At 39.3% G+C, this 23,568-nt stretch carries 21 protein-coding genes and 1 other RNA gene; 14 read left to right on the plus strand and 8 right to left on the minus strand.

Features of this window, described 5'->3' with window-relative positions; genetic code table 11:
- Positions 1-7: 7 nt before the first annotated feature.
- Positions 8-964, minus strand: coding sequence for a VPGUxxT family thioredoxin-like (seleno)protein, type 2 (locus ACSLUF_RS11475; protein ID WP_435622926.1), 957 nt, complete (start codon positions 962-964; stop codon positions 8-10).
- A gap of 198 nt (positions 965-1,162) precedes the next feature.
- Here ACSLUF_RS11475 and ACSLUF_RS11480 point away from each other — a divergent pair, with 198 nt between their 5' ends.
- Positions 1,163-2,209 (plus strand): DUF6090 family protein, encoded by a 1,047-nt coding sequence (locus ACSLUF_RS11480; protein WP_435622927.1) that lies wholly within the window; start codon positions 1,163-1,165, stop codon positions 2,207-2,209.
- Positions 2,210-2,290: 81 nt separating this feature from the next.
- Entirely contained in the window at positions 2,291-3,193 is a 903-nt protein-coding gene (locus tag ACSLUF_RS11485) for a lysostaphin resistance A-like protein (RefSeq protein WP_435622928.1), read from the plus strand.
- A gap of 111 nt (positions 3,194-3,304) precedes the next feature.
- Here the strand turns inward: ACSLUF_RS11485 and ACSLUF_RS11490 are convergent, their stop codons facing one another.
- Positions 3,305-3,637 carry a winged helix-turn-helix transcriptional regulator gene (locus ACSLUF_RS11490; RefSeq protein WP_435622929.1) on the minus strand — a complete coding sequence of 111 codons (333 nt, stop codon included), beginning with the start codon at positions 3,635-3,637 and terminating at the stop codon, positions 3,305-3,307.
- 98 nt (positions 3,638-3,735) lie between these two features.
- On the opposite strand from ACSLUF_RS11490, the gene ACSLUF_RS11495 reads away from it, so the two are divergent.
- From ACSLUF_RS11495 to ACSLUF_RS11530, 8 genes are all read left to right on the plus strand, one after another.
- Positions 3,736-4,410: an NAD(P)H-dependent oxidoreductase gene (locus tag ACSLUF_RS11495; RefSeq protein WP_435622930.1), complete on the plus strand. Its 675-nt coding sequence runs from the start codon at positions 3,736-3,738 to the stop codon at positions 4,408-4,410.
- A gap of 151 nt (positions 4,411-4,561) precedes the next feature.
- Positions 4,562-6,262, plus strand: coding sequence for an OstA-like protein (locus tag ACSLUF_RS11500; RefSeq protein ID WP_435622931.1), 1,701 nt, complete (start codon positions 4,562-4,564; stop codon positions 6,260-6,262).
- Positions 6,262-7,446: an aspartate aminotransferase family protein gene (locus ACSLUF_RS11505; protein ID WP_435622932.1), complete on the plus strand. Its 1,185-nt coding sequence runs from the start codon at positions 6,262-6,264 to the stop codon at positions 7,444-7,446. Before ACSLUF_RS11500 ends, ACSLUF_RS11505 begins: the two co-directional genes overlap by 1 nt.
- 98 nt (positions 7,447-7,544) lie before the next feature.
- Positions 7,545-8,945: a tetratricopeptide repeat protein gene (locus ACSLUF_RS11510; RefSeq protein ID WP_435622933.1), complete on the plus strand. Its 1,401-nt coding sequence runs from the start codon at positions 7,545-7,547 to the stop codon at positions 8,943-8,945.
- A gap of 22 nt (positions 8,946-8,967) precedes the next feature.
- Entirely contained in the window at positions 8,968-9,885 is a 918-nt protein-coding gene (locus tag ACSLUF_RS11515) for a DUF368 domain-containing protein (protein WP_435622934.1), read from the plus strand.
- 21 nt (positions 9,886-9,906) lie between these two features.
- A complete protein-coding gene (locus tag ACSLUF_RS11520; RefSeq protein WP_435622935.1) occupies positions 9,907-10,941 on the plus strand; it encodes a DUF368 domain-containing protein in 1,035 nt (344 codons plus the stop codon).
- Positions 10,898-11,644 (plus strand): shikimate dehydrogenase family protein, encoded by a 747-nt coding sequence (locus ACSLUF_RS11525; RefSeq protein WP_435622936.1) that lies wholly within the window; start codon positions 10,898-10,900, stop codon positions 11,642-11,644. The genes ACSLUF_RS11520 and ACSLUF_RS11525 overlap by 44 nt, the downstream gene beginning before the upstream one ends.
- A gap of 143 nt (positions 11,645-11,787) precedes the next feature.
- Entirely contained in the window at positions 11,788-13,851 is a 2,064-nt protein-coding gene (locus tag ACSLUF_RS11530; protein ID WP_435622937.1) for a DUF349 domain-containing protein, read from the plus strand.
- 9 nt (positions 13,852-13,860) lie between these two features.
- Here the strand turns inward: ACSLUF_RS11530 and rny are convergent, their stop codons facing one another.
- The 4 genes from rny to ACSLUF_RS11550 form a co-directional block, all read right to left on the minus strand.
- Positions 13,861-15,432: a ribonuclease Y gene (rny, locus tag ACSLUF_RS11535; RefSeq protein WP_435622938.1), complete on the minus strand. Its 1,572-nt coding sequence runs from the start codon at positions 15,430-15,432 to the stop codon at positions 13,861-13,863.
- A gap of 53 nt (positions 15,433-15,485) precedes the next feature.
- Positions 15,486-15,595: non-coding RNA, 6S RNA (gene ssrS / locus ACSLUF_RS11540), on the minus strand.
- 54 nt (positions 15,596-15,649) lie between these two features.
- Complete coding sequence (locus ACSLUF_RS11545; RefSeq protein ID WP_435625835.1) at positions 15,650-15,943, minus strand: cell division protein ZapA; 294 nt, start codon at positions 15,941-15,943, stop codon at positions 15,650-15,652.
- Positions 15,944-15,954: 11 nt separating this feature from the next.
- Entirely contained in the window at positions 15,955-16,245 is a 291-nt protein-coding gene (locus tag ACSLUF_RS11550; protein WP_435622939.1) for a hypothetical protein, read from the minus strand.
- Between the two features lie 166 nt (positions 16,246-16,411).
- Here ACSLUF_RS11550 and ACSLUF_RS11555 point away from each other — a divergent pair, with 166 nt between their 5' ends.
- Genes ACSLUF_RS11555 through ACSLUF_RS11565 form a run of 3 tightly spaced genes read left to right on the plus strand, consistent with a single transcriptional unit; the run spans position 16,412 to position 21,243 of the window.
- Entirely contained in the window at positions 16,412-18,103 is a 1,692-nt protein-coding gene (locus ACSLUF_RS11555) for a M23 family metallopeptidase (protein ID WP_435622940.1), read from the plus strand.
- Positions 18,078-20,573, plus strand: a complete 2,496-nt coding sequence (locus tag ACSLUF_RS11560) for a TonB-dependent receptor (protein ID WP_435622941.1) — start codon at positions 18,078-18,080, stop codon at positions 20,571-20,573. Before ACSLUF_RS11555 ends, ACSLUF_RS11560 begins: the two co-directional genes overlap by 26 nt.
- A gap of 19 nt (positions 20,574-20,592) precedes the next feature.
- Positions 20,593-21,243 carry a hypothetical protein gene (locus tag ACSLUF_RS11565; protein ID WP_435625836.1) on the plus strand — a complete coding sequence of 217 codons (651 nt, stop codon included), beginning with the start codon at positions 20,593-20,595 and terminating at the stop codon, positions 21,241-21,243.
- Here the strand turns inward: ACSLUF_RS11565 and ACSLUF_RS11570 are convergent.
- Positions 21,240-22,388, minus strand: a complete 1,149-nt coding sequence (locus ACSLUF_RS11570; protein WP_435622942.1) for a cysteine desulfurase family protein — start codon at positions 22,386-22,388, stop codon at positions 21,240-21,242. The genes ACSLUF_RS11565 and ACSLUF_RS11570 overlap by 4 nt on opposite strands.
- A gap of 99 nt (positions 22,389-22,487) precedes the next feature.
- Between ACSLUF_RS11570 and ACSLUF_RS11575 the strand changes: the two genes are divergently transcribed.
- On the plus strand, positions 22,488-23,012 hold the full coding sequence (locus ACSLUF_RS11575; protein WP_435622943.1) for a hypothetical protein: 525 nt from the start codon (positions 22,488-22,490) through the stop codon (positions 23,010-23,012).
- Here the strand turns inward: ACSLUF_RS11575 and ACSLUF_RS11580 are convergent.
- The gene (locus tag ACSLUF_RS11580) at positions 23,009-23,554 is read right to left on the minus strand and encodes a Smr/MutS family protein (protein ID WP_435622944.1); all 546 of its coding nucleotides are present in this window, start codon (positions 23,552-23,554) and stop codon (positions 23,009-23,011) included. The two genes, ACSLUF_RS11575 and ACSLUF_RS11580, sit on opposite strands and share 4 nt — an antisense overlap.
- Positions 23,555-23,568: the final 14 nt, after the last annotated feature.

Below are 23,568 nucleotides of genomic sequence, written 5' to 3' on the forward strand. Positions count from 1 at the left end.
GGGATGGTCAATTGCTGGACAAAGTTACTGGTCTATGTTGTTCTGAAAAGGTCCAAGCTTCGTTAAACTCGGTGTTCATCAGAATTTTGCTTTTGAAGGAAGAGACTTTAATCTCTTTTAACCAGTTCTGCTGTTTGGGACTTAAATACCTATTCGGATTGGTTCTACTACCCAAGGCGCTATTGATTTTTGTTTGTTGCAACGGGGTCAATGGGAGATATTTGTAATCGGTATGCCTTAAATAATAGTGAACATCACGGGAGGCTACCCGATAGGTTTTATTGGGGTCTACGGGGCGGAAACTGTGGCGCTTGGCGTAAGCCTCCAATTGTGATTCATCCACTATATTGGCGTCATAGGTGACTTTTACCACCTCTCCATGGTTCATAAAACCTGACTCCGTTTCTAAGACTCCCTCTATTTTGCCCAATTGTTTTTCGCCTGTCCAAAAACAATACATCTGAAAATGTTTTTCTCTTAAGCTACCTCCCTTTTTTGCGGAAAGTTCTTGTTTCAGTAGTTCCATATAGCCAGGTGTCAATTCCCCTCTACTTGCCAAAGCTTCCGTCATTCGTTGCAAAAGTGTAGCTGCTGAGTAATCGCCTGCAATTCGTCTAACCAGATTTCTTCCTTTTGAATCAACTATGCGAACCACGGGATTATTCCAACTGGGTTCTTTGTATCGCTTTAAAATTTCGGCATCATGCCCCCCTTTATTATTAAAAATGGCCAAGGGTACAAAAGAAGTTTCAATGGCCTCAACCATCAAGGGATGACTCAACACATTTTGTCCATAATTTCTACAAGTGGCACATCCCGGAACTTCTTGGAACAAAATCAAAATATCTTTATTGGTTTTTTTGGACTCTGCCACCGCCCTATCGTAATTTCGATACCAATGGACCTTTCCCAATTCTTCGCTTTTTGCCGAAAAATCAGTTTGTGCCTTCGTAGTCCATATCATTGTAAAAAATAGGCTAATAAAAGATATTGAAAGTAGGTTTCGCATAACGGATTAATTTTTACCTTCAAAACTAGCTTTCAAAGCTCACAAAAAAGTAACAGGATAAAATTTCATGGATTTTCAATACTAATTTGAGAATGCTCGACCAACCAAAACCCATGAACCCATTTCACAAAACGGGTAAATAGAAAGCACTTTATGATACGATTCTTTAGAAAAATACGGCATTCCCTGCTCTCCAAGGGTAAGTTTTCACAGTATCTACTTTATGCAGTCGGGGAAATTGTATTGGTTATTGTTGGAATTTTATTGGCACTACAAATAAATAATTGGAACGAGAAAAGAAAACTCCAAGAATCTATTGTAGATACGTTTACCGTCCTTCAAGATGAATTAAAACATAATATTGATGCGGCCAACTCAACCATCGACATTGGTCTAGGGTTGGATGCAAGGTTTAGACAATTATTTGAGGGAAATCCAACTATCGAAGAGATGAGGGATATAGGGCCTTTAATTGAATTAGGAACGTTCACCCAAAATTTGTTGAATGAAAACCTATCTAAAATAATTGAGAATGAAAAAGAGATACCAGAAGCGTATCAAGCTTTGATTCCCCATATTAAAGAACTTCAACGGAGAATTACTTCCCAACGCAAATGGGAGGAACTAATTTTAGAAATGGTTTCGGAACATAGAAGGGAATATTCCAAAAAATTGGACTGGCTTCATCAAAGAGATTCTATTTCCTTTGATAAATCGGTTCAATTCATGCTTTCTGATGCGATATATAAGAATCAGCTCAAAAACTGGTCAAGAACCATGCTAAATGAAAACTTTTGGGATATGTCATTGACAAAAACCAGCTCCGTATTCCTTCTTTGGAAAATCCAAAAAATTCAAAACCCTGAATACGCTGTTGCATTTGAAGAATTTATGCACCAAAACAAAATGAAGCCAATGAAAGCCCTAGCATGTAATGGCGAACTTTTGGTGGCTAACCCGACCTATAACTTTAGGATTAATTCAACCCTATTCAACAACCGGGATGAAACGGTTCATTTGGATTTAATCAATAAGGCGGGCAAAGAGATGTTTACAATTTCCGTACCACCTAAAGACCTATATGCAGGTGAACTGGAACTTGGAGCCAACGAAAACTACATCTTCATACGAGTAAACCAGGAAGATAGGTGTGATAAAATTTATGCTTTTGAGCCCAATGGTTTTTTGGTAATCAACTAGAGGAATTTTTTCAATATATTTTTCCTGTTTCCGTAACCTGATTTTGAAAATAGGAGTCTTAAAGGGCAAAGCTTCACACCTATGACCGTATTAGCCAACATTTTTTGGAATTCACAGGAAAAGCGGATAAGAGCATTTTTTAGGATAGTACTTTTTGTTGTACTGGCAGGCTTGTTTGCCACCATTATTGCCATGATCCTAAATAATGTCAGCGAGCTATTTGAAAAAACATTTACAAATTTCCTTGTAATGCTCGCTATTTTGCTCGCTATCTACCTCGCGGGAATCTATTTTGACAAAAGAAAGTGGGGAGACTTTGGCATTACGCTCATTCCCCTTAAGTCCTTTGTACATGGCGCCATGTGGGGTTCTCTTTTAATAATCGTAATTTTCCTTATTCAGTCTAGTCTAGGATGGCTCATCCTGAATGAGATACAATTCAACACCTTCCCTACCCATGCATTTCTCCTAGTATTTGTTGGGCAAGTTTTCCGTTATCTGTGCGGCAGCATCTTTGAAGAAGCCTTTAGTCGTGGATATTTGTTAGTGAATCTGGCCGAAGGATTTCAAGGAAGGCTAAGCAATCGCTATGCCGTATTATTATCTTATTTCATTACTTCTTCCCTATTTGGATTGTTGCATATCGCCAATGAAAATGCCTCGTTGCTATCCTCTATAAACCTCGTCCTAATTGGACTTCTTTTGGGATGGATGGTCGTGAAAACCGGAAAATTGCACTTCTCAATTGGGCTGCATGCCGCCTGGAATGTTTTTCAAAACAATGTGTTCGGATTTGCAAATAGTGGAAAGAAATCGATAGTATCCCTCTACACTTTTGAAAATTCGGGAAGTACGTTATGGACAGGAGGTGAATTTGGAATTGAAGGAGGATTATTGTGCACTATAACGGTCTCCATCGCATTGGTGGTTTTGTCCCAAGGCCAAATTTTTAGGATTACTCGACTAAAGCAAAATATCCTTTAAAGAAGAAAATAGGTCAGCCTTTTAAGTATTGCCAGCCTGCGATGATTTACTCGGTTTTTTGATGCATTCTTAAAAACTCCAAGAAAGTTGGAATAATTGTCTCAAGAAAAGCTAAACGCGCTGGTTAAGCACAGAATCGCCCCAATCTGCTATGGATTCAATTAATGGAACTAAGGTTTTGCCCAAATCGGTAAGGGAATAAACCACTTTTAAAGGAGGTTTTGAAGTATACACTTTCCTTTTGACAATACCATCTTCTTCCAAATTCTTCAACTGAAGACTTAAGGTTCGTTCTGTAACGGTTGGCATATGTTTACGCAATTCATTGTAGCGCAAGGGTCCATTTATCAAATAATATAGAATAACCGTTTTCCACTTACCACCAATAATACCCATGGTCAAACTGGTACAGCATGGATATTCCTTGCCTTTAAAACTATACATAACACATCAAATTATTAAACTATCATTTTTGACCGTTATTGCAAAGATAATTAACTATACTTATGTTTGCAACTATAATTAATATAGTTTAAAATATTATGAACATACCCAGTATTCCACAAGAAAGCATTATCAGCGCTTTAACCTTTAGACATGCTACTAAAGAATTCGATGCCACAAAAAAACTATCACAAGAAACCATAGATTTTATTTTACGTAGCGCCAATTTATCACCAAGCTCATTTGGGTTTGAACCCTGGCATTTTATTGTAGTTCAGGATAAGGAGTTACGTGAATCTTTAAAGCCCGTGGCTTGGGGAGCACCCTTAAAATTGGATACGGCAAGCCACTTTATTCTAGGGCTTAGCATGAAAGCTCCATTGACCAAATGGGATTCAGAGTATATCATGCACATGATGAGAGATGTTAAAGGCTTTTCTGAGGATATTATCGAAGGATACTCTAAATTTTATAGGGAATTTCAAGAGCGTGATTTTAATTTGGATACGGACAAGAAGCTGTTTGATTGGGCTTCCAAGCAAACCTATATTGCCTTAGCCAATATGATGACTGCTGCAGCACTAAATGGAATAGACAGTTGTCCTATTGAAGGATTTCACCAGGAAAAAGCGGAAGCTTTGTTAAGCGAAAAGTTCGGTGTCGATACTGAAAAATATGGTCTATCTTTTATGGTCGCTTTCGGTCATAGGAAAGAAGAACCTAAACATCCTAAATCCAGAAGGCGTTTAGAAGATATCGTCACATGGAAGTGACCCCCTATCAAATAACAATTCAATTCTTTACATAGTAAACCCAGACTTTATTAATATCAAGCACCGGAAATGGAGAGATAAATCCAAAAGCTTTCTAAACAGCTTGTGACACTTTCGTCAAAAGCTCTAATTTTGGGCAAAATTCTTTGTCTTGAGTAGAGCTTTTTTTCTTTTGCTGACTTTACTTTCTACAGGTCTTTGGGCCCAGCAGGAAGAAACCCAGCCAGAGGGCAAACAGATTAACATTGTTTACGGGGCCAATTTCACCAAGGATGAAACACAATTTCCGGGAGCTTCCATCTTTAGTAAAGATGATCAGCGTCAGGTACAGTTTGAACATCAAGGTGCGGACCTTTGGTGCGATATTGCCATTTTCTATGCCCAAGAAAATAAGTTGAAAGCTATTGGCAACGTCCGATTGCAACAAGGTGACTCCATCGAGTTGAATAGTGGAAAAATTGATTACGATGGGAATACCAAGTTGGCAAAAGCCTGGGAAAATGTCGACTTAACCGACGGACAATTGACGTTGACAACGGATACCTTATATTTTGATCGGGAAAAGCAAGAGTCCTTCTACAATTCAGGAGGCAAAGTCGTAGATTCCGTAAATGTACTTACTAGCAAAATAGGCACGTATTTTTCTGAATTGAAAAAAGTACAATTCAAGAGCAATGTCCATATTGACAATCCGGATTATATAATTGATTCTGAACAGATGGATTATTATCGAGTGTCCAAAAATGCCTATATGTATGGACCTTCCACCATAACGGGGGAAGAATATATAATCTACTGCGAAAGGGGTTTTTATGATACTAGGATTGAACAAGGGTACGGTATCAAAAACACGCGAATAGACTATAACAACAAAATCATTGAAGGGGATAGTTTGTATTTTGACAAAATCTCCGGATTTGCTTCCGCCACCAATAACATTAAGATAACCGATACCATAAATAATGGAGTGATTCGGGCACATTATGGGGAAGTATTCAAAGACAAAGATTCTGTTTTTGCCACCAAACGTGCAGTTTCGATAAACTTGGTACAACAAGATTCCCTTTATATCCATGGAGATACCTTGATGGTTACCGGGAAACCGGAATCAAGGATTCTTCGAGCTTTCCGCAATGCAAAATTCTACAAGACCGATTTAAGCGGAAAATGTGATTCCATACATTTTAATGAAAAAACCGGGGTCACACAGTTGATTACCAATCCAATTATGTGGAATGTGGAAAATCAAATCACGGGAGATAGTATCCACCTTATTTCGGATTTAGAAACTGAAAAGTTGGATTCCCTAAAGGTGCTCGAAAATGCATTTATTATTTCGTTGGATACAATCAGTAGAGAGGGATACAATCAGGCCAAAGGGAAGGACCTTTTTGGCAAATTCATAGAGAATGAATTAAAGATAATTGACCTGGTCAAAAATACCGAGGTCATCTATTACATGTACAACGATGACCAAGAACTTATAGGTATCGACAAGACTATATGCAGTAAAATTCGGCTTATAATGGCCAATAATGATATTGAAGATATCACCTTCTTTGTGAACCCTGATGGCGATATCTTTCCCGAGAAGGACCTTCCTGTGGAAAGCAGAAAACTTAAGGGATTCATTTGGCGGGGCGATGAACGGATTTTGACCAAGGATGATATTTTTGATGAGGATGATAACAATATCACATTGGTTAAAATTCGAGGGATAGAAAACCCTATCGACATCGATGCGGAGGAGGAAGAACGCAGTAAGAACGAAAATGACCCTGTAAATAACATCTCCCCAGGCAAAGCCACCCAAACTAAGGAAACTTCGGTTCCAAAAGTACAGTCACCTTAATGCTAAAAGACGATTTTTTTAAACATCAAACCCAAACCACGCCTCATCCCTTGGGTCTTACAGTATCCAAGGCTAAAGGGAGTTACATTTACGATGAGCGTGGCAACGCGCATTTGGATTTTGTTGCTGGTGTATCGGCTTGCAGTCTGGGACATTGTAACGACAAGGTGATACGTGCCATTAAAGACCAAACCGAGCAGTATATGCACGTAATGGTTTATGGCGAGTATGTACAAGAACCTGCGGTTACCTATTCTAAGCTATTGGCACAACAACTGCCTGCCAATTTGGAAACCACCTACTTGGTCAACTCCGGAACCGAAGCTATGGAAGGCGCCATTAAGCTCGCCAGAAGATTTACAGGTAGGTCCCAACTTATTGCCGCAAACCATGCCTATCATGGCAATACCATGGGGAGTTTAAGTCTCATGGGATTTGAAGAACGAAAAAGCGCATTTCGCCCCTTGATTCCTGATATCGCATTCATTGAATTCAATAATCAAAAGCAACTGAATCAAATCACTACAAAAACCGCTGCTGTAGTGCTGGAAACCATTCAAGGCGGTGCTGGATTTATTCTTCCCGAAAACGACTATCTGGCCAAAGTCCGAAAACGTTGCGATGAAGTTGGGGCACTTCTTATTTTAGATGAAATTCAACCTGGGTTCGGAAGAACTGGAAAATTATTTGCCTTTGAACATTTCAATTGTATCCCTGATATTTTGGTTATTGGCAAGGGAATGGCATCCGGACTACCTGTCGGTGCTTTTGTTTCTTCCCATAAAATGATGGCTTCTTTGCAAGACCATCCAAAGTTGGGGCATATTACCACATTTGGCGGCAATCCGGTAATCGCTGCTGCCAGTTTGGCTACTTTACAGGAATTGACGGAAAGTCAGTTGATTGCACAAACATTAGAAAAAGAAAAACACTTCAGAACGCTTTTGGTACACCCTTTGATTAAGGAAATACGGGGAAAAGGATTAATGTTGGCCCTGCTTATGGAAAACACCGAAATAGCAAATTATTTAGTGCTTACCGCAGCAAAAAAACATCTAATTCTCTTTTGGTTGCTCTTCGAGCCGAGAGCAGTACGAATCTCCCCACCGCTCACTATTTCAATGGAAGAGATTGAACAAGGATGTGGTCAAATAATAGAAATTTTGAACGAGTACAAGCCGTAGTCTGTTAACTACTTTGTTGATAACATACGTAAAATGCGGCTTTAATGAAGAAAGCAAAGGGCTAATTTTAAGTCCATAGTAAAACCAAACACGTTCCTATGGCGTTAGATTCTAACGAAAATACTGACAAATCAATAAGCAAATTTGAGTCAATGCTCAAGACGGATGATGTCTATTTTTTCGATGCGGAGGACTTTGAGGACATCATTCATTACTATTTAAACAACGGAAAAATTGCTTTGGGTAAAAAGGCCATCCAAATAGGCCTGGAACAGCACCCCAACTCCCTAGAATTAAAGTTACTGCACGTAGAAGTCCTAGTTTTTGAGGATAAATTTGATGCTGCTGAACATATTTTGGATGAGTTACAGGACTTTGACACCTACAATGATGAAATATACATTCAAAGGGCAAATATCTGTTCGAAACAGGACAAGCATCAAGAGGCAATCAATTTATTGATGGAAGCCCTTCACCATACCGAAGACTCCTTTGACATCCATTCCCTGTTGGGTATGGAGTATTTATTTGTGGACGATTATGAAAAGGCCAAACGCAGTTTTATGCGGTGTGTCGAGTTTGATGAAAGTGATTATTCATCGCTGTATAACGTAGTCTACTGTTTCGAGTTTTTAGAGGATTTTGAAGGATGTATCCTTTACCTAAATGACTATTTGGAACGCAATCCATATTGTGAGGTAGCCTGGCATCAATTGGGCAAAATGTACTTTGCCCAGAATATGTATCAAGAGGCCTTGACTGCTTTCGATTTTGCCATTATTTCCGACGATGGCTTTATTGGCGCTTATTTTGAAAAGGGAAAAGTATTGGAGAAGTTGGGAAAATACAATGAGGCCATTGAAAATTATGAAGTCACTATAACCATTGATGACCCTACCTCCCATGCCTACCTCCGAATTGGAAAATGTCATGAAAAGTTGGGCAATGATGATTTGGCCAAATATTACTATTACAACACCGTTCACGAAGACCCTTTGTTGGATAAAGGGTGGTTGGCAATAACTGATTTTCACAGTAGACAAAGGAACTTTGAAAAAGCAATGTTCTATATCAACAAGGCAATCAATATTGATGGTGAAAACCCCTTGTATTGGAAAAAAGCGGCCAAAATCTACTTTCAGTTGGGAAATTTGGACGAAGCTGACTTTGCTTACAAACAAACTGTTGATTTAGGAAATTATGAACTGGATACTTGGTTGGAGTGGTCCGAAACCCTCAAACAAGTAGGTGACTACAATTCTTCCATTCAAGTTTTGGTACAAGGCATTGAGTTTTATCCCGAAGAATCAACGCTGTTATATAAACTTTCAGGAGTTTACATGAAAAACGGGGAGCTGGTAAAGAGCAAAACAAGATTATTGGAAGCTTTGCAGTTGAATTCAGAAAATCTCAAGGCATTTAAAAAGGAATTTCCCGAGTTCAAAGATTTCAAAATACTGAACATGCTTTTATCCGAATTCAAGAAAGCGTCTACCTAAATCTTTTTGACCCATCCACTTTATGAAATCAAGAAGAGCACTTGATTACCTTTTTATCACCCTCAAAGGTATGGCCATGGGGGCTGCAGATGTGGTACCCGGCGTATCTGGCGGAACCATTGCTTTTATTTCTGGAATTTATGAGGAGTTGATTTCTTCCATCAATTCCATTGATTTTTCGCTATTGAAAACGTGGAAAAATGACGGATTCAAGGCCGTCTGGAACAAAATCAACGGGAATTTTCTCCTGGCCCTTTTCGCAGGTATTTTTATAAGTGTTTTCTCCTTGGCCAAATTTTTGAGCTGGCTCTTGGAAAACCAGCCCGTGCTACTTTGGTCCTTTTTTTTCGGCTTGGTTTTGGCGAGTGTCTTTTTCGTAGGTAAGGAAATCCAGAAATGGAATTTTGGGACTATCGCTGTTTTTGTTGCAGGTGCCATAGTCGCATTTATCATAACCGAATTACCTCCCAATGAAAATGTTGAAAGCCTTCCCTACCTTTTTCTTTCAGGGGCCTTAGCTGTATGCGCCATGATTCTTCCGGGTATTTCTGGAGCTTTTATTTTAGTACTGTTGGGTTCTTATAAAACGATTTTGGATGGTGTCCATGAACGGGATATCCAACTAGTGGTCATTGTCGCATTGGGGGCTATTTTTGGACTCCTCAGTTTTGCAAGAATCCTGAAATGGATGTTCAATCATTACAAAAGCTTGACTTTGGCCTTGCTTACTGGTTTTATACTAGGTTCCCTTAATAAAATCTGGCCATGGAAAAAGGTGTTGGAAACCAAGACTTTTGGGGATAAAACCATTGTAATCGATGAAATGAACGTATGGCCATGGGATTTTGAGGGAGAACCACAACTTGTATTTGCCATTCTTTTAGCCGTAATAGGTTTTTCGCTTATTTTTATCCTGGAAAAAACCGCTTCCAGAAAATAAGGGAAAGGACACTACAACTGCATGCATCAAAGCCGTTCATTATTGGATAACTTCTTTTTGGTCGTCAAAGGCCTGTGCATGGGTGCAGCAAACAAAGTACCTGGGGTTTCCGGGGGAATTGTGGCGTTTGTTGGCGGCTTTTACGAAGAGTTTATCTACTCTTTGCAAAAAATCAACTCTAAGGCCATTAAATTACTATTCAATGGCCGGTTCAAAAGCTTTTTTCGGTATACCAATGCCAAGTTTCTATCCCTATTGATTTTGGGTATGCTAGTAAGCTATTTTAGTGTTTCCCGAGTTTTGGATTATTTTTTGGAAACTAGGGAATTATATGTTTGGGCTACCTTTTTTGGGATGATACTTGGTTCCATCTATTACATCTCAAAAGATTTTGACCATTGGAACAAAAAAACCATCCCCGCCGGACTAATTGGCTTAATCATTGGGATATCCATTAGTTTTTTGAGTCCTGCTACAGAAAATAACAACCTATTTTTTATTTTTTTCTGCGGAATCATTAGCGTATCCGGAATGACCTTACCTGGCCTATCAGGTTCATTTATTCTCATTTTGTTAGGCAATTATGTTCTTCTTTTGGTAGATTCGGTAAATGCCCTTTACGATACTATGTCAGAGATGCTCGCCGGGGACTTCAGCTTTACACAGAATAAGGAGCGAATGGAGACCTTAAAAATTTTATCTGTATTTACATTGGGCTCTGCCACAGGACTGGTTACATTTTCGCATTTATTGAGTTATTTATTAAAACATTACAAGGAAATTTCCAGTGCCGTAATAATCGGTTTTATTACCGGTTCTCTCGGAGTAATATGGCCCTGGAAAAAAACATTATTCAAAACGGATGAAGCTGGAAATTTATTGACCGATAGCAATGGTGATAAAATTATAGCCAACTACGAGCGATTTTTTCCCAGTTTAAGCGATATGGAAACTTGGTGGGCGGTGGTTTTCATTATTTTGGGGGTATTGATATTGCTCCTTTTGGATTGGTATGGAAAAAACAAAGATCACAAACAGGTACGGACTGCTGGGTAGGAATATTTCCTATTCATTTTCCCAAAAGTATTTCACCGAGAAATTCAAAGCGCTGAATCTTAAAGATCACAGCTACGATAACTTCGATATTCAACATATTGAAGAGCTGCCAGATATCCTTCAAAACGTATCGCTGAAAGGATTGAATATAACCATCCCCTATAAAGAGGAAATTTTTTCCTTTCTTTCCGAAGTAGAGGAAACCGCCAAAAAAATAGGTGCAGTAAACACCATAAAATTCACCAAAAAAGGCTTAAAAGGCTTTAATACCGATGCGTACGGTTTCCAGAAATCTTTAGAACCCTTTCTGCAAAAACATCATACCAAAGCACTGATACTTGGTACGGGAGGTGCTTCAAAAGCCATTTGTTTTGTACTTGACCAACTGGGTATTGAAAATACATTCGTTTCAAGAAATGCCAAACAAGGTGTGCTTTCCTATACCCAATTGGACCGAAACATCATGGAGGACCATACAATCATAATAAATTGTACCCCCTTGGGAACATTTCCGGACATAGATAAGAAACCTGAAATACCTTATCATTTTATCAATAAAAAACACCTTTTGTTTGATCTTGTATACAATCCCGTTAAAACCAGTTTTTTACAATTTGGAGAAAATAATGGAGCTTCTATCTGTAATGGGCTGAAAATGCTTGAACTACAGGCAGATAAGGCTTGGGAAATTTGGAATTCCTAAAAAACAGGTGTCAACTGCACAACATATTCCCCAAACTGTACAATGTCATAGTTAAACAAAAGAAGTATGGATACTTTTGGGATTAGCTAATTTAGTTGTTAACTTGTCTATAATTTCATCAATCCAAAGGAAAAACACTACTAATGCAGGAAAATGAACGAAAACTCCAGGAAACTGGAGCTGATGCTGAGCAAATTTCGGATAACATAAAGACATCTTTGGAAGAAAGCCCCATTTCTGAACCAGGATTATCCGAAGAAACAGCAGTACCGACTACCGAGGCAGCATCCGCAACTGAAGATGCTTCTTCAGCGGAAAAGGATGAACAGTCCCAAGAAGACACCAAACAGGAAGCTGAAAAAGTAATCGAGGAAATAGAGGAATCCAATGCAGAAGATGCGGAGGATACAGATAACGAAAAAAGACATCACATTCCTTTTCTGGACTACCATGCTATGTCCATAGAAAATCTTGTGGGTGAACTACAACGTTTGGTCAAAAACGAAAAAGTACAGGCCATAAGCAAGCATGTTAGTGGCATTAAATATGAGTTCGACCAAAAGTTCCAAGAATTTCTAGAGCATAAAAAAGAAGAGTTTGTCGCCAATGGCGGTAATGAAGTGGATTTCAGATACAATTCGGTCACAAAAAGGCAATTCAATGAGGTAATAGGTGAGTACCGTGAAAAAAGGGACCATTATTACAAGCAACTAGAACAAAATCTCAAAGCAAACCTAGAAAAACGCTTGGGGATAATAGAAGAGTTAAAAGGTTTGATGAATGTTGAGGAAGACATCAACAATACCTATAGAAACTTTAAGGATTTGCAGGAACGTTGGCGAAATGCAGGGCCCATTCCACGCAACAACTACAACGATGTTTGGAGAACCTATCACCACCACATGGAAATCTTTTATGATTTTCTTCACCTTAACAGAGAACTACGGGACCTTGACTTCAAGCACAATCTGGAAGAGAAATTAAAGTTGGTTGAGAGAGCAGAGGCCCTGGCCGATGAAACCGACCTAGGTAAGGCCTTTAGAGAACTGCAGACGCTTCACAAAATATGGAAGGAAGATATTGGGCCGGTTGCCAAAGAGCAGCGTGAGGAAGTATGGGAACGTTTCAGCAACGCCACCAAAGCTTTACATGAAAGGAGGCAAGAGCACTTTAAGGAATTGGAAAAGGTCTACGAAGAGAACCTTGTAAAGAAGGAGGAAATTATTGCGTCCATACTCACAATTGCCGACAATGTATCTGACAACCACAGAGCATTGCAACAACAGATAAAAGAAATTGAAGCCCTAAGGGAAACCTTTTTTAAGGCTGGTAAGGTTCCACAAAAGGTCAACGAACAAACCTGGAGCGCCTTTAAGGAAGCTGTTAGGAAATTCAATAGGGGAAAGAATGCCTTTTACAAAAACCAAAAAAAGGAACAGCATCAAAATTTAGAGCGCAAAAAAGCTCTATTGGGACTTGCCTTGGCACTAAAGGATAGTGAAGATTGGGATATGGCCACTCCTGAAATGAAGCGGATACAAAGCGAGTGGAAAAAAATAGGCCATGTACCCAGAAAATATTCCGAAAAAATCTGGATTGAATTCAAAAATGCCTGTAATCATTATTTCGACCGCCTTCATGCAGGTAAAAACAGAACGCAACAGGAGGAGTACAAGAATCTTGAAAAAAAGAACGATTGTCTAAATCGCTTACGTGGATATCAGCTAAGTGGAGATAAAGAAAAGGATCTAACAGATATTAAAAGTTTTATTACGGAATGGAAAAGCCATGGGCGTGTCCCTTTCAACAAAAAGCACTTAAATAGTAAGTTCAATAAAATTATTGATGCTCTTTTCAAAAAGGTCGGTATTAGTCACCAAGAGTCTGAACTTATTAAGTATGGTGACAAAATGAAACAACTGGCCGCTACCGATGACAATAGGGCCATTCAACAAGAGCGAACTTTCATTCGAAGAAAGATAGAGGAAACCAAAGGCGAAATACGGCAGTTGGAAAATAACCTTCAGTTTTTTTCGAGTGCTTCGGAAAACAATCCTTTGGTCATGGATGTCGTCAAGAACATTGACCAGCACAAAAAAGCACTGGAAACTTGGCAGGCAAAACTAAAAAACCTCAGGATTCTAGAAAATAACAGAAACAAAGCTGTAGAGGATTCAGAAGAACCCACTAGCGCGGAAGAAGAATAAAGGGATTAGCTATTTCGCTACGTTTACCGAACGTGTTTCTCTAATCACAGTAACCTTTACTTGACCTGGATAGGTCATATCCGTCTGTATTTTTTGTGAAATTTCAAAAGATAGTTCCGCTGCTTTATCGTCACTGACTTTTTCGCTTTCCACAATTACGCGCAATTCACGTCCTGCTTGAATGGCATATGCCTTTTGAACACCATTGAAGCCAAAGGCGATGTCTTCCAAATCTTTTAGTCGTTGAATGTACGAGTCCAAAACTTGTCGTCTTGCTCCAGGTCGTGCACCGCTAATGGCATCACAAACCTGAACTACAGGCGATATCAAAGTGGTCATTTCAATTTCATCATGGTGGGCTCCGATAGCATTACAAACCTCTTTTTTCTCACCATATTTCTGCGCCCATTGCATACCTAAAATAGCATGTGGGGTCTCTACTTCAGTTTCGGAGTTGGGTACTTTTCCAATATCGTGTAGAAGTCCAGCACGTTTTGCCAGTTTTGGATTTAATCCCAATTCTGCAGCCATGATGCCGCAAAGTTTTGCCACTTCCCGAGAGTGCTGCAATAGATTTTGTCCGTAGGAGGAACGATATTTCATCCGACCCACTGCTTTGATTAACTCAGGATGTAATCCATGAATCCCTAAATCAATGACCGTTCTTTTGCCTATCTCCACAATCTCTTCATTGATTTGCTTTTCGGTCTTTTTGACAATCTCTTCAATTCGTGCTGGGTGGATTCTACCATCCGTTACCAAGCGGTGCAACGATAAACGTGCGACTTCTCGACGTACTGAATCAAAACAGGAAAGGATGATGGCTTCAGGAGTATCATCCACAATAATCTCGACCCCGGTAGCCGACTCAAGAGCACGGATATTTCTTCCTTCCCGTCCTATAATCCGACCTTTCACGTCATCTGATTCCAAATTAAAAACAGAAACGCAATTTTCAATGGCTTCCTCCGTTCCAATTCGCTGAATGGTATTGATAATGATTTTTCTGGCCTCTTGTTGCGCAGTCAGTTTGGTTTCCTCCAAAGTATTCTGCAAAAAGGCCATGGCGTCTGTTTTGGCCGTTTCCTTCAAGGATTCCAAAAGTTGACTTTTGGCTTCTTCGGCAGATAATCCAGAGATTACCTCTAACTGTTGCACTTGGCTTTTGTGAAGTTTTTCAACCTCGGTTTGTTTTTTATCTAGAATCTCGCTTTTGAAGTTGACATCCTTAATCTGAACATTTAGTTGTTCATTTAGCTTTTTGTTTTTAGCTAATTCATTGCTTATCTGTGATTCCTTATCTCTAGTTCGTTTTTCGGCTTCTGCAATCTTTTTATCCTTGCTTATAATTACCTTCTCATGTTCTGCCTTCAATTCCAGAAATTTTTCCTTGGCTTGGAAAATCTTGTCTTTTTTGATATTCTCCCCTTCTTTCTTCGCCTCCCTGACTATATCCGCTGCTTCTTTTTTTGCATTGGCCATGGTTTTGGTAGCTTTCCCCTTCTCCATCATCTTAGCTACTATAAAACCTATGAGCAATCCAACAACTCCAGCCACGACAAGTAGTGTAGTATTATCCATGTTTAATTCGTGTTTGGTTATAAAAAAAGCCCACATTGGCCGAAGTTTTGTACAAACTCCTAATTACAGGTTTAGGGCTAACAAGTTGCTCAAAAATCCCCATACGAGTAGGGCCCGCTTTCACAACCTAAACTCACCCTTTTCAAATATAATAGTGTTGAGTTTGTCAAAAAATAATTACCAATGTGGGCAGTAACAATATTGTATTTAAAAGAACTTATTCGCCCAGCTTCGAATGTACCAAATCATCCAACGCCTTTAATCTTTCAAAGGCTGCCTTGCTACTTTCGGAACTGTCTATTCCACCTTGCTCGATTTTGGAGGCAAACTGAAGGGCACACATGGCCAAAACATCCTGTTTGTCCCTAACCGCATAGTTCTGTTCAAACTTTTTGGCAAGGGCTTCAATATTCTTCGCCGCCTTTCTCAACCCTTCCTCTTGTTTGGGATCTATGGTCAAGGGATAAACCCTATCAGCAATGGAAAGCTTTATTTTTAGCTTTTCCTCCATATTATCAATCACTAATCTGCAAGCTTTGCAATGCAAACATCAAGTTCGCGAATCAATGTATTTATCTTGAGCTTAGCTTCTGTTTTATTTGTATTACTACCCAACATACTATTTGCCAGTTTTAAGGAATTATATTTTTCCTCCCACTCTTTAGCGATCTGCTTTTCCTGTATATTCTCTTGCTGCGCTTTTTCGAGCTCAGTTTTTAGGTTGGAGTTGGCCTTTTGCAGTAATTCCAGTCGATGGAGCAACTTACTTACCTTATTCTCCAATGAGTCAACAATCTCAACGAGTTCGCCCATATGCAAACAGAATGTGTAACACACAAATTTAACGAACCTAGCCTTACCTCGCAATTTTTTGAAGGATATTCTTCCCTGTCTCCTACAATATGGTCAAAGCTTTTTTAAAACCCTTTTCATACATAAAAACATTGGTTACTTTCGTAATGAACTTAGACCATACAACATGCGTATTTGTTTTTTGGGGATTCTTTTTTTCATTTCAAACGCCCTTTTGAGTCAGGAAAAGTATCCCAAAGATGTTTTCCAATCCCCTTTGGACATACCACTGGTTTTGGCCGGAACATTTGGTGAACTTCGGTCCAATCATTTTCATGCAGGAATAGATATCAAGACCCAAAGAAGACAGGGATTGCCCGTATATTCCATTGCGGATGGTACGGTAACCCGAATCAAGGTTTCGCACTGGGGTTATGGAAAAGCCCTGTATGTGGCACATCCCTCAGGCCACACCTCAGTTTATGCCCACTTACAAAAGTATGGGCCAAAAATTGAGGAATATGTCAAAAAAGCCCAATACGACAAACAGTCCTTCGAAATTGAACTTTTTCCTGATTATGGGGAGTTGAAAGTAGAAAAAGGGGATATAATTGCATATACCGGAAATTCGGGGAGTTCTTCTGGACCTCATCTTCATTTTGAAATACGAAACAGTCTTACAGAAAAGCCTACCAATCCCCTCTTATACGGATACAAGGTTAGGGATGCCACAAATCCATCACTTATTGGTCTTTTTGCTTATCCACTTTCGGAGAACGCGGTGGTTAACCAAAGCGCTGAAAAAATTCAGTTGAATTATAGCAAGCAAGCCGATGGTAGTTTTTTGGCCGATAAGGTATACGCCACAGGAACCATTGGTTTTGGCATCAACAGCTTTGACCGTCAAGACCTCGCGGCCAACAAAAATGGAGTGTTTTCAGTAAAACAACTCGTTAATGGGAAAGTGTATTCTGAATATGATTTTGAAACTTTTTCCTTCGCGGAAACCCGATACATTAATACCCTAATAGATTATTCCCATTTTGGAAAATTCAAACAGCGAATACAAAAGACCTTTAAAGAACCTTCCAACCGACTGTCTATCTATAACGAATTGCACAACGATGGGAAAATTCCAATTGAAGAGGGTTTAAGCTACACTGTTGAACTGCATATTTCCGATTACGAGGACAATGAAACAAGACTAATAATTCCAGTAGAAGGTAAAAAAGAGGAAATCAAAATTCTTAAAAGAGACAATACAACTGAGAATTTTGTGATTGCCAGCAAACCTAACAATTATGATATAGGAGCCGCTAAAGTTTATTTCCCCGCAAACACCTTCTATGAAGATTTCTATATCAATCTGGAAAAGGGAAGTGACACGGTAACCATTCATGATAACTCGATAGCCGCACACAGGAATTTTACCATCAGTTTTGACGCTTCTCCTTATAGCTCATCAGAAAGAAAGCAAATGTTTATTGCCCGTTTGGATGACAAAAACAACCCTAAATACCAGAGGACCTATAAACGTGACAATTCATTTACTACTCGGACTCGCATTTTTGGAAAGTATACTTTAGCTAAAGATACTGTGCCCCCAACTGTTCAACCTAGAAATTTTAAAGGAAAGCAGTGGTTGAGCAATTACAGTTACCTTAGTTTGAAAATAGAGGATGACATCAGCGGAATTTATAGCTACAGGGCCACCCTGAATGGAGAATGGATTTTGATGGAATATGAGCCAAAACTGAACACCATCACCTATAATTTTGACGATAACATTTTGGACGAAACGCAATGTGACCTAAAAGTTGTCGTTACTGATAATGTGGGCAATACAACTACTTTTGAACAAACTTTCTTCCGTAAATAACCCTCTGTTTTTTCGGTCCTACTGTTTAGGATGTATCTTTCTTATCACTTTCTTTTGTAAGGCCCAAGATGCCGTTATCACGGGAATTGTTTTGGACGAAGACAAAGTTCCCTTGTCTGGGGTGAACATCACCTCCAATAGTTTGGGAACAACCACAGATGATAGTGGATATTATTTACTTCGGATAACTGCCGAAATCAAAAACACGATACGTTTCACCCATATTGGTCATAAACAGGTGGTTCTTGAGGATTTGGTACTTACAACGAACGAAACTTTTGAGTTTAACCCAGTCCTAAAAACAGATGCTATTCAAATAGCAGGCGTTGATATTACTGCTTCTGGAGAAAAACAAGTGAATGGTATCACTACGATTCCTCCAGAAATTGTTCGAAATATTCCGGGAGCAAATACCGGCGTAGAAAATATTCTAAAGTTGCTTCCAGGGGTCTCTTTCAACAACGAACTGAGCACACAATATAATGTTCGCGGTGGAAATTTTGACGAAAACTTAGTATATGTAAATGGGATTCAGGTCTATCGCCCATTTTTGATTCGTTCTGCACAACAAGAGGGTCTGAGCTTTGTAAATAGTGATATGGTCACCGATGTTTCATTCTCTGCAGGAGGGTTTCAGGCGAAATATGGAGATAGAATGTCATCCGTTCTTGATATTTCGTACAAGAAACCTGTAGATTTCGGAATGAGCGTCCAAGGAAGTCTTTTGGGAGCTAGCTCAACTTTGGAAACTATTTCAAAAAATAAAAAATGGACAACCATTACCGGAGTTCGATATCGCGACAACAGTATTTTTGTAAATAGTCAACAGACCAATACGAATTTCAATCCTTCCTTTCTAGACATACAAAATTTTATGACCTATAGGTTCTCCAAGAAGTTTCACCTTAACTTTTTGGGTTCATATTCCATCAACAACTACGAAAACGAGCCCTTAAATAGACAGACTAACTTTGGAACTCTTAATGACCCTCGGGCGTTAATTATTTTTTATGAAGGCAGGGAAAACAATCGTTATGAAAACGTTTTGGGAGCCTTGAAAGCTGACTTCTATATTAATCAACATACCAAAATTGATTTCACTTCCTCCCTCTATCATACTCAGGAGGAAGAATTCTCTGATATCATTGCCACCTATGAGCTTGGGGAAGTGGATACCAATTTGGGCAATGGCACGATTGGGGAGGTCACTACTTCACGCGGAGTAGGTTCCGAACAATTCCGCGCTAGAAATCAGCTGGACGCCTTGATTTTTAGCTTTAATCATAGCGGACGTTATCAGAAAAAAGAAAATGCACTTGAATGGGGTGTTCGATTTACCCATGAGGATTTTAGAGATCAATTGAGAGAAGCAAGCTTCTTGGATTCTGCTGGCTTTCTTATCAGACCTCCCAATCCTGAGATTGTAAACAATCAACCTGAAGAGCCTTTTGAAGGTGATATAGAGCCTTTTGAAAGTGTTAGGGCCACCAATTTTACCACAAATAATCGCTTTGCTGGGTTTTTGCAATACAGCAGGCAAACCTCATGGAAAAACCATGACATTTATTGGAATGTTGGGCTTAGGGTCCAACACTGGATTTTGACCGGAGAAGGTTTTCAAAGAAACGCTCAAACCGTTTTTAGCCCTAGAGCACAGTTTTCAATAAAACCTGATTGGAAAAGCGATGTTCTTTTTCGACTTGCCATAGGTAGTTATCAGCAGCCTCCTTTATATCGGGAGCTAAGGGATATCACCGGAAACATAAATCCCGAGGTACGTGCGCAAAAATCCATTCATTACGTACTTGGGGGTGAATACAGTTTCAATTTGTGGGATAGACCTTTTACCCTGATAGGAGAGGCCTATTACAAAGATTTAAGTGATGTGAACCCATTTACCATTGAGGATGTTCGAATTCGCTACGCTGCGCAAAATAATGCAGTAGCCTACGCGACGGGATTCGACTTTAGACTCAATGGCGCATTTGTACCCGGGACGGAATCATGGGTAAGTTTAGGTTTTTTGCGGACTGAAGAAAACATTAATGACAGAGGATATATTTCGCGTCCTACAGACCAACGCCTGAAATTTGCCGTATTGTTCCAAGACTATGTGCCCAATATTCCCAGTTTACGCATGTATTTGAACCTGGTTTATCAAACTGGGGTACCAGGTGGTTCTCCTAGCGGCGCGGATCCCTACGATTTTCAGAATAGATTAAGAGATTATAGAAGGGCAGATATTGGAATTTCCTATATTTTTGCCGACGGAAAAACAAATTACCCAGAAGGGCATTGGCTCCATAAAATTAAAGAGTTAAGTGCTGGCTTCGAAATTTTCAATATGTTCAATAATCAAAATTCCATTACCAATACTTTTGTAAGGGACGTTGATACGCAGCAACAATTTGCCGTGCCCAATTTTCTAACCAGTAGGGTTTTTAATCTCAAACTTGCCCTAAGATTGTAATGCAGACATGATACCTATGATGAAGCGGATTTTTTTTCTTTTGGTGTTGGTGAGTGTGGTAAAGGTATCAGCTCAAAAAAATATTTACGAAAACCGAAGGTTTGATGAACTTACCGCAAATCATGAGGTTTTGGCCATAGTTCCCTTCATTACCAATTTGGATTTGGAACAAGAGGTTCCACCTATGGAATTGAAGGAGTTGGCCGAGAAAGAAGGGTATGCTGTTCAAAATGCCTTAGAAACCTATTTCTCGCAAAGAAAAAAAAGAAAAAAATTCAATGTGGATTTTCAAAACATTGAGGACACCAATGCCATGCTTGGGCAAAATGGCATCGATTACAATAATTTGGATATCTACACCACGAAACAACTCTGCGAAATCCTTAAGGTAGATGGAATCATCAGTGGAAACCTTAGTTTAAACATTCTCTTGTCCAAAGGGGTACCTACCGAGTTTAGCTTTTTGGATTACTTCAGCGGCAATGCCAACTATGGACGAATTGGAGTAAAAGTAAGTGACGGGGAAACCGGAAAGCTTCTTTGGAAATATGAAAAAGCCATTACCAAGAAAACAGGTAAAAACACCACCGAGCTTATCGACAGGATGATGAAACTTGCATCTAGAAAGTTTCCTTACGATAAGGAGAAAAAGCGCAAAAAGAAAAGTTAGTCTGCAGCAAAATCTTTAAGTACACCAATGGTGTAATCCAAATCTTCAATGGTGTTATACTTTGAAAACGAAAAACGAAGCGAAGGTTTTTCCAATTCTTCAGCGGTCAATAGTTCCTGAAGCACGTGAGACCCAAGGTTACTTCCTGACTGACAGGCACTGCCTTTTGAACAGGCAATTCCCTTCATATCCAAATGAAACAACAACATCAACCCTTTTTGTTTGTCAAATGGTAATCTCACGTTCACCAAAGTATAGGTGCTGCGTTCCAAATCATCAGAAAGACCATTGAATTGAACATCGGGTAATTCTTGCTTGATTTTTTTAACGAAGTAAGCCTTTAATTCTTTCACAGTCTTAGTTTCCTGCTCCAAATTTTCATAAGCTTTCACAAAAGCCTCATTCAGCCCAACTATGTTGTGAAAAGGTTCAGTACCCGCTCTATTCCCTCGTTCTTGAGATCCTCCGAAAATCATGGGTTTTATACCAGAGTTTTTTCGAATGAAGGCAAAACCTACCCCTTTTGGGCCATGAAATTTATGTGCTGCGGCTGTAAAGAAGTCTATTGGTGTTTGTGCCACGTCCCATGGATAATGCCCCACAGACTGAACTGTATCTGAGTGAAACAATGCACCATGTTCAGCGCAGAGCTTTCCAATTCGTTCAATATCAATAATATTTCCAATTTCGTTATTGATATGCATCAGGCTGACCAATTTTTTGGAATCATCTGCCTTTAAAAGTGATTCTAAATGGTCGATGGAAGGATTTCCATCTTTATCCAAATCCACAAACTGAAGCTGGATACCATATTCTTTTTTCAATTCCTCGGCGGTGTGCAATACCGCATGATGCTCAATTTTAGAAGTTATAATTGTTTCGACCCCCAAATCCCTGACAGCACAACGCATAATCATATTGTCAGCTTCAGTTCCTCCAGAGGTAAAAACAATTTCCGAAGGATGCGCATTCAAGGTTTTGGCTATGGTTTTTCTAGCCTGTTCTACCTCGGTTTTAGCCGTCCTACCAAAACTATGTGTAGAAGATGGATTCCCGTAATGATTTTTCAAGGCGTCGTGCATTTTACCAATCACTTCCTCCCTAAGTTGAGTGGTAGCTGCGTTGTCCAAATATACTTTCCGCATGGATTAGCTATCAAATTTGATTTGTCAAAAATAGGTCAATTGCGTTAATTTCTTTTAAAGAATTCCTCGGTTTGAATGGTATTCAATTAAATTTGGCCCATGAAGAAAATTTTATTCCCAGTCCTATGTCTTGGATGGTTGATGAGCTGCAGCGATGGAGACCTACAAATAGAAATCATTGATTTTAATGATGTTTCGGCACAATCTTGCGATAGTCCGGTAACCACTTCTACCACCCTTTTATTCAAAATTAATGATGACGAGGCCCTCATTCTAGATTTGCAAAGCGGGGTTTTGGATAATGGGGTGGTTGGGGAAACAGTTACCACTAATAGCACTATCCCTTCACAATCCGCTCTTACCTATCGCATTTTTTCGGATGGAATAACCTCAAGTTACTTCTGCGATGATATACCACCCGCTACTCCTGTGGTCGTGGAAGAAATTGAAGCCCCTGAAGGAATGGTTATTATTGAAACTGTAGCGGATGCAGACGGTACAAACTTTGTTCATACAATCAGTTTAAGCAATGTCACATTTGTAAATGATGCCGGTGAACGAATCTCCAATCTTGCAGTGGATGAATTTGGAGAAGTTACTACAGCCGTACCCGCTTCAAACTAGTAATTCTGATAAATATAAACTTCTGTAGCACCTAAACCGTACTTCTGGTATTCCGCATCGTAAAATTTGATGTTTTCATATTTTTTAAAGAGATATTGAAGCTCTTCCTTCAATACTCCTTCCCCAACGCCGTGAATAAAAACCACCTTCTGGATTCTTTTCTGTATAGCAAAATCCAATTGCCTTTTTGCAGTTTCAATTTGGAGATTCAACATATCAAAATTGGACATACCCCGAGTTGATTTGACCAAGTTTTGGATATGAAGGTCAACCTCCATTTTAGGTAAGTTTCTTTCCTTTGGCTTTACAGTAGGAGTCTTTTTTCGCTTTGGGGTTTCCTTCTCCTTTTTGACCTCTGCGACTTCAAAATTGGTGACCGTTAATTTACCTGCAATTTTAACCAGTTCGTTGGATGCATATTGCATAGAAAATCCATCATCCAGAAGGACGGTAACCAGATTGCCATCCACTGCCTCAACAGTTCCTTTTATGGAATCATCAAGCACTTCCACATTATCTCCCACCTCAAAATTTAACTTCATAACAGATTGTTAAA

The sequence above is a fragment of the Flagellimonas sp. genome (assembly GCF_965601775.1).
In the GTDB taxonomy this organism is placed as follows: Bacteria; Bacteroidota; Bacteroidia; order Flavobacteriales; family Flavobacteriaceae; genus Flagellimonas.

Bases quoted from the DNA above. Each gene is read 5' to 3' on its own strand.
- ACSLUF_RS11510 (WP_435622933.1), top strand. From the start codon at position 7,545: ATGGCGTTAGATTCTAACGAAAATACTGACAAATCAATAAGCAAATTT.
- ACSLUF_RS11515 (WP_435622934.1), top strand. From the start codon at position 8,968: ATGAAATCAAGAAGAGCACTTGATTACCTTTTTATCACCCTCAAAGGT.
- ACSLUF_RS11575 (WP_435622943.1), top strand. From the start codon at position 22,488: ATGAAGAAAATTTTATTCCCAGTCCTATGTCTTGGATGGTTGATGAGC.
- ACSLUF_RS11495 (WP_435622930.1), top strand. From the start codon at position 3,736: ATGAACATACCCAGTATTCCACAAGAAAGCATTATCAGCGCTTTAACC.
- ACSLUF_RS11555 (WP_435622940.1), top strand. From the start codon at position 16,412: ATGCGTATTTGTTTTTTGGGGATTCTTTTTTTCATTTCAAACGCCCTT.
- ACSLUF_RS11550 (WP_435622939.1), bottom strand. From the start codon at position 16,245: ATGGGCGAACTCGTTGAGATTGTTGACTCATTGGAGAATAAGGTAAGT.
- ACSLUF_RS11505 (WP_435622932.1), top strand. From the start codon at position 6,262: ATGCTAAAAGACGATTTTTTTAAACATCAAACCCAAACCACGCCTCAT.
- ACSLUF_RS11485 (WP_435622928.1), top strand. From the start codon at position 2,291: ATGACCGTATTAGCCAACATTTTTTGGAATTCACAGGAAAAGCGGATA.
- rny (WP_435622938.1), bottom strand. From the start codon at position 15,432: ATGGATAATACTACACTACTTGTCGTGGCTGGAGTTGTTGGATTGCTC.
- ACSLUF_RS11565 (WP_435625836.1), top strand. From the start codon at position 20,593: ATGAAGCGGATTTTTTTTCTTTTGGTGTTGGTGAGTGTGGTAAAGGTA.
- ACSLUF_RS11530 (WP_435622937.1), top strand. From the start codon at position 11,788: ATGCAGGAAAATGAACGAAAACTCCAGGAAACTGGAGCTGATGCTGAG.
- ACSLUF_RS11580 (WP_435622944.1), bottom strand. From the start codon at position 23,554: ATGAAGTTAAATTTTGAGGTGGGAGATAATGTGGAAGTGCTTGATGAT.
- ACSLUF_RS11520 (WP_435622935.1), top strand. From the start codon at position 9,907: ATGCATCAAAGCCGTTCATTATTGGATAACTTCTTTTTGGTCGTCAAA.
- ACSLUF_RS11570 (WP_435622942.1), bottom strand. From the start codon at position 22,388: ATGCGGAAAGTATATTTGGACAACGCAGCTACCACTCAACTTAGGGAG.
- ACSLUF_RS11490 (WP_435622929.1), bottom strand. From the start codon at position 3,637: ATGTATAGTTTTAAAGGCAAGGAATATCCATGCTGTACCAGTTTGACC.
- ACSLUF_RS11525 (WP_435622936.1), top strand. From the start codon at position 10,898: ATGGAAAAAACAAAGATCACAAACAGGTACGGACTGCTGGGTAGGAAT.
- ACSLUF_RS11545 (WP_435625835.1), bottom strand. From the start codon at position 15,943: ATGGAGGAAAAGCTAAAAATAAAGCTTTCCATTGCTGATAGGGTTTAT.
- ACSLUF_RS11480 (WP_435622927.1), top strand. From the start codon at position 1,163: ATGATACGATTCTTTAGAAAAATACGGCATTCCCTGCTCTCCAAGGGT.
- ACSLUF_RS11475 (WP_435622926.1), bottom strand. From the start codon at position 964: ATGATATGGACTACGAAGGCACAAACTGATTTTTCGGCAAAAAGCGAA.